The sequence below is a fragment of the Pseudomonas sp. LjRoot277 genome, from assembly GCF_964253845.1.
Classification (GTDB): Bacteria; Pseudomonadota; Gammaproteobacteria; order Pseudomonadales; family Pseudomonadaceae; genus Aquipseudomonas.
In genome coordinates, this window is sequence record NZ_CAXURI020000001.1 from 5,544,389 (window position 1) to 5,556,319 (window position 11,931).

13 protein-coding genes are annotated in these 11,931 nt (G+C 57.9%); 7 read left to right on the top strand and 6 right to left on the bottom strand.

Annotated elements, in window-relative coordinates; genetic code table 11:
* Positions 1-127: 127 nt before the first annotated feature.
* Together pyrC and rnt are read left to right on the top strand one after the other, a co-directional pair.
* On the top strand, positions 128-1,174 hold the full coding sequence (gene pyrC / locus ACSQ87_RS25935) for a dihydroorotase (protein ID WP_223430240.1): 1,047 nt from the start codon (positions 128-130) through the stop codon (positions 1,172-1,174).
* Positions 1,171-1,848 (top strand): ribonuclease T, encoded by a 678-nt coding sequence (gene rnt / locus ACSQ87_RS25940; protein WP_046047091.1) that lies wholly within the window; start codon positions 1,171-1,173, stop codon positions 1,846-1,848. The genes pyrC and rnt overlap by 4 nt, the downstream gene beginning before the upstream one ends.
* Before the next feature lie 68 nt (positions 1,849-1,916).
* Here the strand turns inward: rnt and ACSQ87_RS25945 are convergent, their stop codons facing one another.
* Positions 1,917-2,519: a peroxiredoxin gene (locus ACSQ87_RS25945; RefSeq protein ID WP_008155583.1), complete on the bottom strand. Its 603-nt coding sequence runs from the start codon at positions 2,517-2,519 to the stop codon at positions 1,917-1,919.
* 302 nt (positions 2,520-2,821) lie between these two features.
* On the opposite strand from ACSQ87_RS25945, the gene ACSQ87_RS25950 reads away from it, so the two are divergent.
* Both ACSQ87_RS25950 and bfr read left to right on the top strand, forming a co-directional pair.
* Positions 2,822-3,040, top strand: a complete 219-nt coding sequence (locus ACSQ87_RS25950) for a bacterioferritin-associated ferredoxin (protein ID WP_008155585.1) — start codon at positions 2,822-2,824, stop codon at positions 3,038-3,040.
* Between the two features lie 199 nt (positions 3,041-3,239).
* On the top strand, positions 3,240-3,713 hold the full coding sequence (gene bfr, locus ACSQ87_RS25955; protein WP_008155586.1) for a bacterioferritin: 474 nt from the start codon (positions 3,240-3,242) through the stop codon (positions 3,711-3,713).
* A 78-nt stretch (positions 3,714-3,791) separates the two neighbouring features.
* Here bfr and grxD read toward each other — a convergent pair whose 3' ends face one another.
* The 3 genes from grxD to ACSQ87_RS25970 form a co-directional block, all read right to left on the bottom strand.
* Positions 3,792-4,130 carry a Grx4 family monothiol glutaredoxin gene (grxD, locus tag ACSQ87_RS25960; RefSeq protein ID WP_223430239.1) on the bottom strand — a complete coding sequence of 113 codons (339 nt, stop codon included), beginning with the start codon at positions 4,128-4,130 and terminating at the stop codon, positions 3,792-3,794.
* Between the two features lie 97 nt (positions 4,131-4,227).
* Positions 4,228-6,333 (bottom strand): molybdopterin oxidoreductase family protein, encoded by a 2,106-nt coding sequence (locus ACSQ87_RS25965; protein WP_436274673.1) that lies wholly within the window; start codon positions 6,331-6,333, stop codon positions 4,228-4,230.
* A 134-nt stretch (positions 6,334-6,467) separates the two neighbouring features.
* Positions 6,468-6,758 (bottom strand): hypothetical protein, encoded by a 291-nt coding sequence (locus ACSQ87_RS25970; RefSeq protein ID WP_008155590.1) that lies wholly within the window; start codon positions 6,756-6,758, stop codon positions 6,468-6,470.
* Between the two features lie 417 nt (positions 6,759-7,175).
* Between ACSQ87_RS25970 and argF the strand changes: the two genes are divergently transcribed.
* Both argF and ACSQ87_RS25980 read left to right on the top strand, forming a co-directional pair.
* The gene (argF, locus tag ACSQ87_RS25975) at positions 7,176-8,096 is read left to right on the top strand and encodes an ornithine carbamoyltransferase (RefSeq protein WP_033053690.1); all 921 of its coding nucleotides are present in this window, start codon (positions 7,176-7,178) and stop codon (positions 8,094-8,096) included.
* Positions 8,093-9,202, top strand: coding sequence for an ABC transporter ATP-binding protein (locus ACSQ87_RS25980; RefSeq protein WP_223430237.1), 1,110 nt, complete (start codon positions 8,093-8,095; stop codon positions 9,200-9,202). Before argF ends, ACSQ87_RS25980 begins: the two co-directional genes overlap by 4 nt.
* A gap of 132 nt (positions 9,203-9,334) precedes the next feature.
* Here the strand turns inward: ACSQ87_RS25980 and ACSQ87_RS25985 are convergent, their stop codons facing one another.
* The gene (locus ACSQ87_RS25985; protein ID WP_223430236.1) at positions 9,335-10,117 is read right to left on the bottom strand and encodes a PhzF family phenazine biosynthesis protein; all 783 of its coding nucleotides are present in this window, start codon (positions 10,115-10,117) and stop codon (positions 9,335-9,337) included.
* Positions 10,118-10,225: 108 nt separating this feature from the next.
* Positions 10,226-10,696, bottom strand: a complete 471-nt coding sequence (gene ybaK, locus ACSQ87_RS25990) for a Cys-tRNA(Pro) deacylase (protein WP_436274674.1) — start codon at positions 10,694-10,696, stop codon at positions 10,226-10,228.
* A gap of 371 nt (positions 10,697-11,067) precedes the next feature.
* Here ybaK and ACSQ87_RS25995 point away from each other — a divergent pair, with 371 nt between their 5' ends.
* On the top strand, positions 11,068-11,919 hold the full coding sequence (locus ACSQ87_RS25995; RefSeq protein ID WP_436275117.1) for an MIP/aquaporin family protein: 852 nt from the start codon (positions 11,068-11,070) through the stop codon (positions 11,917-11,919).
* Positions 11,920-11,931: the final 12 nt, after the last annotated feature.

Here is an 11,931-nt window from a genome sequence, read left to right on the forward strand (position 1 = left end):
CCGACACACAGATGTTTACGGCATACCTGTTGGATATCGGAAGCTTCCAGCAAAACTTGATAGCGAGTGCCTGCAAGAGTCTTTTCCGGTAGCATTCCCCTCAGTTTGACCCGCCTGGAATCCCCTCATGTCCGACCGCCTGACCCTGCTGCGTCCCGACGACTGGCATATTCATCTTCGCGATGGTGCTGTGTTGCCCAATACAGTCGCGGATGTCGCGCGCACCTTTGGTCGCGCCATCATCATGCCCAACCTGGTACCTCCGGTGCGTAACACCGCTGAAGCCGACGGCTATCGCCAGCGGATTCTCGCTGCACGCCCGGCTGGCAGCCGCTTCGAACCGTTGATGGTGCTGTACCTGACCGACCGCACCCAGCCCGAAGAAATTCGCGAGGCCAAGGCCAGCGGTTTCATTCACGCCGCCAAGCTGTACCCGGCCGGCGCGACCACCAACTCGGACTCTGGTGTCACCAGCATCGACAAGATTTTCCCTGCACTCGAGGCCATGGCCGAAGTCGGGATGCCCTTGCTGGTTCACGGTGAAGTCACCCGTGGCGATGTCGACGTTTTCGATCGCGAAAAATTCTTCATCGATGAGCACATGCGTCGTGTGGTCGAGCGCTTCCCGACGCTCAAAGTGGTGTTCGAACACATCACCACCGCTGACGCCGTGCAGTTCGTCAACGAGGCTTCGGCCTATGTTGGCGCGACCATCACCGCGCATCACCTGCTGTACAACCGCAACCACATGCTGGTGGGCGGGATTCGGCCGCACTTCTATTGCCTGCCGATCCTCAAGCGCAACACCCATCAGGAAGCCCTGCTCGACGCCGCCACCAGCGGCAGCGACAGGTTCTTCCTCGGCACCGACTCGGCGCCCCATGCCCAGCACGCCAAAGAAGCCGCTTGCGGTTGTGCCGGTTGCTACACCGCTTATGCAGCGATCGAGATGTATGCCGAAGCCTTCGAACAGCGCAACGCGCTGGACAAGCTCGAAGCCTTCGCCAGCCTGAACGGCCCTCGTTTCTACGGCCTGCCGGTGAACACCGATCGCATCACCCTGGTCCGCGAAGAGTGGACCGCCCCAACCAGCCTGCCATTTGGCGAGCTGAACGTAATCCCGCTGCGCGCCGGTGAAAAACTGCGCTGGCGCCTGCTGGAGGAACACGCGTGAGTGAAGACCATTTCGACGACGAACAGGACGGTCAAGGCGGCGGAGGTGGTTCACGCCACCCGATGGCTGAGCGCTTCCGTGGATACCTGCCAGTCGTTGTCGACGTTGAAACCGGTGGTTTCAACTCTGCCACTGACGCCTTGCTGGAAATCGCCGCAACCACCATCGGCATGGACGAAAAAGGGTTTGTGTACCCCGACCACACCTACTTCTTTCGCGTAGAGCCTTTTGAAGGCGCGAACATCGAAGCGGCCGCCCTGGAATTTACCGGGATCAAACTCGATCACCCGCTGCGCATGGCAGTGAGTGAAGAAGCCGCGCTGACCGACATCTTCCGCGGCATCCGCAAGGCCCTGAAAGCCAACGGTTGCAAACGGGCGATTCTGGTCGGGCACAACAGCAGCTTCGATCTGGGTTTCCTCAACGCTGCTGTCGCGCGCCTGGACATGAAGCGTAACCCGTTTCATCCGTTCTCGAGCTTCGATACCGCGACCCTGGCCGGTCTGGCTTACGGCCAAACCGTACTGGCCAAGGCCTGTTCGGCAGCCGACATCGACTTCGACGGTCGTGAGGCCCACTCGGCTCGCTACGACACCGAGAAGACGGCCGAGTTGTTCTGCGGCATCGTCAATCGCTGGAAACAAATGGGCGGCTGGGAAGACTACAACGACTGATCGTTGGGTTTATCCCGCCCATAAAAAACCGGCCTCAACGGCCGGTTTTTTTATGCCTCAAACGTGCCTTACAGCGCAGCAGCGTGCTCGGTCAGGTAAGCCGCAACACCTTCGGTGGAAGCGGTCATGCCTTTGTCGCCTTTTTTCCAGTTGGCAGGGCAAACTTCACCGTGCTCTTCGTGGAATTGCAGAGCGTCGACCAGACGAACCAGCTCTTCGATGTTACGGCCCAGCGGCAGGTCGTTGATGATCTGCGAGCGGACAACGCCTTTGTCGTCGATCAGGAACGCACCACGGAAAGCTACGCCGTCAGCGGACTGAACGTCGTAAGCCTTCATGATTTCCTGCTTGATATCGGCAGCCATGGTGTAACGGACCTGGCCGATACCACCATTGTTGACCGGGGTGTTGCGCCAGGCGTTGTGGGTGAAGTGCGAGTCGATCGAAACGGCGATCACTTCAACGTTGCGTGCCTTGAAGTCAGACATGCGGTTGTCCAGAGCGATCAGCTCGGACGGGCAAACGAAGGTGAAGTCCAGTGGGTAGAAGAACACCAGGCCGTATTTGCCTTTGATGGCCGACGACAGGGTGAAGCTGTCTACGATTTCGCCATTGCCGAGTACGGCCGGTACGGTGAAGTCTGGGGCTTGTTTGCCTACGAGTACGCTCATTGGATATCTCCTGGTGTAAAAACGTGAAGTTCCGGGTTTGCGCCAGCCTGCCACCTTCAGGCGACAGCCCTGTGACACGAACCCCCTTCATAAGGACCGGCCATCATACACTGCGTTTTTGCCCTGTCCTTAACGGTTTTTTTGTCAGGGGAAATGCTATCGACAGGTTTTCCTCGTGATCGACGCCGAGAGGAAACCGTTCGTCAGCCCTGAGCAAAGCTTTCAGAAACCACTTTGACAATCATTCTCGTTAACATTAAGATCCATCGCAATTGAGTCACAACCAGCGACGGTTTTCACTTATGTATGTTTGCCTCTGCACTGGCGTCACCGACGGTCAAATCCGCGAAGCGATCTATGAAGGTTGCTGCAGCTATAAGGAAGTCCGTCAGGCCACCGGCGTAGCCAGCCAATGCGGCAAATGTGCCTGCCTTGCCAAGGAAGTGGTCCGCGAAACGCTGACCAAATTGCAATCGGCCCAGGCCGCGATTCCGTACCCTGTAGAATTTACTGCGGCGTAAGTAACGTATTTTCAAAGAACCGGACTTGATGTCCGGTTTTTTTATGTCTGAAAATCAATCGCTTACGCTCTAGACGCGGAACACAAACATTCTTATTCCGATTAATTTTCACTTAAGTTTCAATAACTTAGGTTTGACACTCTTAATTACGCGGCCCAAACTCAGCCTTATTGACAGCTACTTAGGGCAGGACCCCATCATGAAAGGCGACGTTACAGTCATCCAGCATCTCAACAAGATCCTTGCCAATGAGCTGGTCGCGATCAATCAATACTTCCTGCATGCACGCATGTACGAAGATTGGGGCCTGAACAAGCTCGGCAAGCACGAGTACCACGAATCCATCGACGAGATGAAGCACGCGGACAAGCTGATCAAGCGCATTCTGTTCCTTGAAGGCCTGCCGAACGTCCAGGACCTTGGCAAGCTGCAGATCGGCGAACACACCCAGGAAATGCTTGAGTGCGACCTGCGTATCGAGCGCACCGGTCATGCGGATCTCAAAGTGGCTATCGCTCATTGCGAAACCGTTGGCGACTTTGGTAGCCGTGAACTGCTTGAAGATATTCTTGAATCCGAAGAAGAACATATCGACTGGCTCGAAACCCAACTGGGTCTGATCGATAAAGTCGGTCTTGAGAACTATCTGCAATCGCAGATGGGCGAAGAGTAAGTTAGCGCCCGCTAAACTCGAGACAATAAAAAGCCCCGCGCTCTTTTAAAGAGGCGGGGCTTTTTTAATGCCTTGGTTTCAGGCTTCGGTCTTGCCAGCAGCAGCTTCGACAGCAGCCTTGATGGTGGTTTGCAGCGAACCGTCTGCAGCCATCTCGGTCATGATGTCGCTACCGCCGACCAGCTCACCGCCAACCCACAGTTGCGGGAAGGTTGGCCAGTTGGCGTATTTTGGCAGGTTGGCGCGGATTTCCGGGTTCTGCAGGATGTCCACGTAAGCAAATTTTTCACCACACGCCATCACGGCCTGCGCGGCTTTCGCGGAGAAGCCACACTGCGGGGCATTCGGCGAGCCTTTCATGTAAAGCAGAATGGTGTTGTTAGCAATCTGCTCTTTAATCGTTTCGATGATATCCATGGAGCACCTCGGCTGAACTTTCCGACTCAGGGGTCGGCACGGTGGCGCATTGTAACGGAAACCCGGGCACCCTGCTCGGTCTCCCCGACAGACTTGATCAAGCCGCCGCCACGGTCACTGGCACACCGTTCAACGCCGCATTGCCCGACAACTCATCGAGCTGACATTCGTCGGTCAAGTCATTGGCGCTGGAACCCGGCTGACCACTGGCAATGGTCATCTGCACACCCGGCCGCGCATGGCCCCAACCGTGCGGAAGGCTGACCACGCCTTTCATCATATCCAGACTGCCGAGCACTTCAACTTCGATCTCACCGACCCGCGAACTGACCCGCACGCGTTGCCCGTCGTTGAGCCCACGACTGGCCAGATCATCCGGGTGCATCAGCAATTGATGGCGCGGTTTGCCCTTCACAAGGCGGTGATAGTTGTGCATCCACGAGTTGTTGCTGCGCACATGACGGCGACCAATCATCAGCAACTCATCAAAGGCCGGCGCTTTCAATGCCGCAAAGCGCACGAGGTCCGCAAGGATCGCGGCAGGCGCTGCCTGGACTCGCTGATTAGCCGTTTTCAGACGTGGAGCCAGATTGGATTTCAATGCCCCAAGATCGACACCGTGAGGGTGATCGAACAAGGTCGCCAGCGACAGCTTGTGCTCCGAAGCGTCGCCATACAGCCCCATCCGCAAGCCATGATCAATCATCTGCGCCGGAGCGACGGTTGGTTTTAATGCTTTGCCAGTCTTCGCAGCAAACGCCTTGGCCAGCCCCACGAAAATCTCCCAGTCATGCAACGCACCTTCAGGTTTGGCCAGAATCGCGCGATTGAACCGACTGACGTTACGCACCGCAAACATATTGAAAGTCGTGTCGTAATGATCGTTTTCCAGGGCCGAGGTGGACGGCAGAATCAGGTCGGCATAACGCGTAGTTTCATTGATGTACAAGTCGATGCTGACCATGAACTCCAAACCGTCCAGCGCCTGTTCCAGTTGCCGGCCATTAGGCGTCGACAGCACCGGATTGCCCGCCACGGTAATCAGCGCGCGGACCTGCCCTTCCCCTTCGGTAAGCATCTCTTCGGCCAGCGCCGAGACCGGCAGTTCTCCACCATATTCAGGACGCCCGGAGACCCGGCTCTGCCAAAGATTGAAATGCCCACCCGAGGTGGATGCCACCAGGTCCACCGCAGGTTCGGTGCACAACGCCCCTCCTGCGCGATCAAGATTACCGGTGACCAGATTGATCAGTTGCACAACCCAATGACACAAGGTGCCGAACGCCTGGGTCGAGACGCCCATGCGGCCGTAACAGACCGCTGTCGTCGCCACCGCAAAGTCCCGCGCCAGTTGGCGGATCTGTTCGGCAGGCACCGCGCACAGTGGGCTCATGGCCTCGGCGGTGAAATTCGCGACGGCTTCCCGCACCTCATCCAGACCGTCCACCGGCAAATGACTGTCGCGGGTCAGGCCTTCAGCGAACAAGGTGTTGAGCAGCCCGAACAACAACGCCGCATCGCCACCGGGGCGCACAAACAGATGCTGATCGGCAATCGCCGCCGTTTCGCTGCGGCGCGGATCGACCACCACCACTTTGCCGCCCCGAGCCTGAATCGCCTTCAAGCGCTTCTCCACATCCGGCACGGTCATGATGCTGCCGTTGGAGGCCAGCGGATTGCCGCCGAGGATCAGCATGAAATCGGTGTGATCGATGTCCGGGATCGGCAACAGCAAACCGTGGCCGTACATCAAATGGCTGGTCAGGTGATGGGGCAACTGGTCGACTGAGGTCGCGGAAAACCGGTTGCGGGTTTTCAACAGGCCGAGAAAGTAATTGCTGTGGGTCATCAGCCCATAGTTGTGCACGCTGGGGTTGCCTTGATAGACCGCCACCGCGTTCTGTCCATGACGCTCCTGAATCGCCGCCAGACGTTCGGCTACAAGGCTGAAGGCGTCTTCCCACTCGATGGGTTGCCATTCACTGCCGACACGCAGCATCGGCTGACGCAGACGATCCGGATCATTCTGAATATCTTGCAGGGCGACGGCCTTGGGGCAGATGTGCCCGCGGCTGAATGTATCCTGAGCGTCACCCTTGATCGACGTGATCTGCACCGCGCCTTCGACCTCGGTGGTTTCGATGGTCAGGCCGCAGATGGCTTCGCACAAGTGGCACGCACGGTGATGGAGAGTCTTGGTCATGGCCAGTCTCTGTCTTGTTCTGGGCGGGCAATATCGGCCGCGGGAACAAAACTATGGCGCCTGATCCACTGCTGCGCCAGCGACGTTCGTCTTGTGAATCGGCGGCCATCAGGCCAGCCGATGACTGCTGGGGATCAGTTCGGCGGCAGCCTCGGCGGCGCCTGCAACTGGATCTCCTGGATGGTTTCAATCTGCTCTTGAGCAACATGAACACCGGTGAGTTCGCCGATCAGCCGCCAGTGCTCGTCGAGCCCGGTGCTGATGGTTGCCATGCGGTCGATCATCCGCCGGCCGGCAGCCTTGGTCACTTCGTCTTCACTGCGCATCAACTCGAAGGACATCGAAGTCATGGACGCGGTGAGGTGGGTCAGCGAGCGAGCCGTGAGGCCGAGTAACTCCATTAACTGTCGTTCTTTCGATTCCATTCCGAAGGCTTCCTGCGTCGTTCGTGCGTTAGTTATAACCCGCCACTTTGCATTAGCAAATGTTTCAGACCAGACACATCCTTCAATCCTTAGCCCAAATGCTTCGAATGACAGGTCAGAAACCGACCGCTGCTATGCCTTCCCCGCCCCGTTTGATTGCAAAGCCCCGTGACCCCGGTGTACAAATGACGGGCTGCTGTCAGGAAACAGGCTTCAAAAGCGCTACTGCGGTCATCCCGTAGCCCCTCTGAAATCCCCTAAAAACCGTAGCCCTATTGGTAAGACGCGACATTTAATTATAAGATCGCGCCTTCCCCTATTTCGTCGCCCCGTGCGGCTTACGCCGCAGGTCTCGCCCGTTTTTCAGTTAAACAAGGCTTTGAGTATCTGCGGTCTGTTGCAAAAAGGTAGTCAATGATGAGCGCAAGGCACTTTCTCTCCCTGATGGATTGCACGCCCGAAGAGCTGGTCAGCGTGATCCGTCGAGGCGTTGAGCTCAAAGACCTGCGTAACCGCGGCGTACTGTTCGAGCCTCTGAAAAACCGCGTGCTCGGGATGATTTTCGAGAAATCGTCGACCCGCACCCGAATTTCGTTCGAAGCCGGCATGATCCAGCTCGGTGGCCAGGCGATTTTCCTGTCGCCGCGCGACACCCAACTGGGCCGTGGCGAGCCGATCGGCGACTGCGCGATCGTCATGTCGAGCATGCTCGACGCCGTGATGATCCGTACCTTTGCCCACAGCACCCTGACCGAATTCGCCGCCAACTCCCGCGTGCCCGTGATCAACGGCCTGTCCGATGATCTACACCCGTGCCAGTTGCTGGCCGACATGCAGACGTTCCTCGAACACCGCGGTTCGATCCAGGGCAAAACCGTGGCCTGGATCGGCGACGGCAACAACATGTGCAACAGCTATATAGAAGCGGCGATCCAGTTCGACTTCCAGTTGCGCGTCGCTTGCCCGGAAGGCTTTGAACCCAACCCTGAGTTCGTGGCCAAGGCCGGTGATCGGGTGACCATCGTCCGCGATCCGAAGGATGCCGTACGCGGCGCCCATCTGGTCAGCACCGACGTCTGGACCTCCATGGGCCAGGAAGAGGAAACCGCCAAGCGCCTGAAGCTGTTCGCGCCGTTCCAGGTCAACCGCGCCCTGCTCGACCTGGCCGCACCGGACGTGCTGTTCATGCACTGCCTGCCGGCCCACCGTGGCGAAGAAATCAGCGTCGACCTGCTCGATGACCAGCGCTCCGTCGCGTGGGATCAAGCCGAAAACCGTCTTCACGCACAAAAGGCCCTACTCGAGTTTCTCGTCGAGCCGGCGTACCACCACGCATGAGCCATCCATTACTGCTGAACCTGCGCAACCTCGCCTGCGGCTATCAAGACCAGCGCGTCGTGCAGAACCTCAACCTGCATTTGAATGCCGGTGACATCGGTTGCCTGCTGGGCTCTTCGGGTTGCGGCAAAACCACTACGCTGCGGGCGATTGCCGGTTTCGAACCGGTACACGAAGGTGAAATCCAGTTGGCGGGCGAGACAATCTCCCGCGCCGGTTTCACCCTCGCCCCGGAGAAACGCCGGATCGGCATGGTGTTCCAGGATTACGCACTGTTTCCGCACTTGAGCGTGGCCGAGAACATCGCCTTCGGGATCCGCAAGCACCCGCAAAAGGATCGCGTCACCGAAGAGTTGCTGGAACTGGTCAACCTGAAAAACCTCGGCAAGCGCTTCCCGCATGAGCTGTCCGGTGGTCAACAGCAGCGCGTCGCACTGGCCCGCGCCCTGGCGCCAGAACCGCAACTGCTGCTGCTTGACGAACCCTTTTCCAACCTTGATGGCGAGCTGCGACGCAAGCTCAGCCATGAGGTGCGCGATATCCTCAAGGCCCGTGGCACCAGCGCGATTCTGGTGACCCACGATCAGGAAGAAGCCTTCGCGGTGAGCGATCATGTGGGGGTTTTCAAGGAAGGTCGTCTGGAACAGTGGGACACGCCCTACAACCTGTATCACGAACCGCTGACGCCGTTTGTGGCCAGTTTCATCGGCCAGGGTTATTTCATTCGCGGTCAGCTGAGCAGCCCCGAGTCGGTGCAGACCGAACTGGGTGAGTTACGCGGTAATCGTGCCTACACCTGGCCGGTTGGCGGTGCGGTGGATGTGTTGCTGCGTCCGGACGATATCGTTTATGCACCGGACAGCACGTTGAAGGCGCGGATTGTCGGCAAGTCTTTCCAGGGCGCGTCCACCTTGTATCGCTTGCAGTTGCCGACCGGCGCGCAGCTGGAATCGATTTTCCCGAGCCATGCCGATCATCAGGTGGGTTCAGAGGTCGGCATTCGTGTCGCGGCTGAACACCTGGTGCTGTTTCAGGCCTCCGGCAGCATCGCGGCGCAAATTCCAGCGGTCGAATCCGGTGTGCGCCGCTACAGCAGCGCCCACTGAGAAACACGGACAAAAATGTGGGAGCGGCGGTGCGGCGATCCGACTTGCTCGCGAAGGCGGCATAACATTCAACAGAGATGTTGACTGATCTACCGCTTTCGCGAGCAAGCCCGCTCCCACATTGAATTGGGGTCAACCGAGCATTAGCGTTCCGCTTGCAACGAGCGTCGCATTCCCGCCGATTTTTACCCGATCCCCTTCCAGCCGACAGAACAACTCCCCGCCTCGAGCCGAACGCTGATAAGCCGTCAGGCTCGACTTGCCCAAACGTTTCGACCAATACGGGATCAGGCTGCAATGGGTCGAACCCGTCACCGGGTCTTCGTTGATGCCGATCGCCGGTGCGAAGTAGCGGGAAACAAAATCATGCTTGCTGCCCCTCGCCGTGACAATTGCCCCCGGCCACGGCAGTTTCGCCAGCGCTGCCATGTCCGGCTGACATTCGAGCACCGCCTGCTCGGATTCCAGCACCACGAACAACTCGTTCGACCCCAACACATCAACCGCTTCCACACCCAGCGCGCGCTCGACATCCAGGGTCACGCCCACTTCCGACGGTACGACGGCCGGGAAGTCCAGCCACAAGCGCTCACCCTCACGGCTCACACTCAGCGAGCCAGACTTGCAGACGAAGTCCAGGCGCTCTACCGGCTCTTTATAGATTTCAAACAGAACGTAAGCGCTGGCCAGGGTTGCATGACCGCACAATGGCACTTCGGTAGTCGGGGTAAACCAGCGGATGTGCCAGCCCAGCCCTTCGCGCACCACGAAGGCGGTTTCGGCGAGGTTGTGTTCGGCGGCGATCTTCTGCATCAACTCATCGGCAAGCCAGGCATCAAGGCGATAGACCATCGCCGGGTTGCCACCGAACGGCCGATCACTGAACGCATCGACCTGATGAAACTCAAGCTGCATAAACTTCTCCCTTTGTCAGGCCACGGAGCATGAAGCCGCCCACAACCCGGCACCAGTGACAGAGCCCGTAAATTTCCACCATACAGCGCCGGGCTGATAGTCCGCGCGTCAGGCTCGGCCGATGTCAGCGAACTTCGCCTGGGTATGTTCGGCCAGCACCGCGGGTGCCAACTCGACTTCCAAACCGCGACGACCTGCACTGACAAAAATGCTGGCGAAGGGCTGAGCCGAATTATCGATAAAGGTGCGCAAGCGCTTTTTCTGTCCCAGTGGGCTGATCCCACCCAACAGGTAACCGGTGGATCGTTGCGTAGCGGCAGGATCGGCCATTTCGACTTTTTTCACGCCCGCAGCATGCGCCAGGCCCTTCAAGTCCAGACTTCCGACGACCGGTACCACGGCCACCAGCAATTCACCTTTCTCGCTGGCCGCCAGCAAGGTCTTGAACACCTGCGCCGGGTCCAGCCCCAGCTTCTCCGCAGCCTCCAGCCCGTAGGACGCTGCCTTCGGATCATGTTCGTAACTGTGCACGCGATGTTCGGCACGAACTTTTTTCAACAAATCCAATGCGGGGGTCATGGCAGCTCCAGACTGGTCGGCAGTAGAAAAATACTGCGCTGGATTCTAGGGCATTGATCAACAAATGGCTCTATCGCGGCGCTATTTCAAAGGCTTTGCGGCGACTTATGCCGTTCGTCCACCTTCAGTCTGCCGCGTGAACGATGCGGTCATTCACGTGACTAATAGTTCGATTGTGACTGATGGTTCACTTTCGACCTTTGACAGCAGCGTTTCTTGTCTATATTTTTTCGAATCTGAATACTGTACGAATGTTCCTATCGCAGCACCCAGCAGTAGGCCGAGAACAGGATGGGGATCCTGCCTCGGTGAAAATCGCGCTTTTGACCATGATGCAAAAGCGCCAGACAACAACAAAAACGAGGTTTTCAATGACAACTGCTTTACAACAACCGTCGCTCTCAAGCCAATGCATGGCCGAATTTTTGGGCACTGCACTGCTGATCTTTTTTGGTACAGGTTGTGTTGCCGCGCTCAAGGTCGCGGGTGCCAGCTTCGGCCTTTGGGAAATCAGCATCATCTGGGGGGTCGGCGTGAGCATGGCGATCTACCTGACCGCCGGCGTTTCCGGGGCTCATCTCAATCCCGCCGTCAGCATTGCCCTGAGCATTTTCGCTGACTTCGAAAAGCGCAAACTGCCTTTTTATATTCTCGCCCAGGTCGCTGGTGCCTTCTGTGGAGCGTTGTTGGTTTACACGCTGTACAGCAATTTATTCTTCGATTACGAACAAACTCACCATATGGTTCGTGGCACTCAGGCCAGCCTCGAATTGGCGTCGGTGTTTTCCACCTTCCCCAACCCGGTCTTGACCACGGCACAAGCCTTCCTGGTTGAGGTGATCATCACTGCCATCCTGATGGGCGTGATCATGTCCCTGACCGACGACAACAATGGCTTGCCAAAGGGTCCGCTCGCTCCGCTGCTGATCGGCCTGCTGATTGCCGTGATTGGTAGTTCGATGGGGCCGCTGACCGGTTTTGCGATGAACCCCGCGCGCGACTTCGGTCCTAAACTGATGACTTTCTTCGCTGGCTGGGGTGAAATTTCCTTCACTGGCGGGCGCGATATCCCGTATTTCCTGATTCCGGTTTTTGCACCGATTGTCGGTGCCTGCCTCGGTGCTGCAGCGTATCGCGGGCTGATTGCCCGTCATCTGCCCAGCGCCCTACCTGCTACAAAGGACGCAGCACCGGCCATTGACGGCAAACCAAGAACTTCTTGATACCGTTGGCGT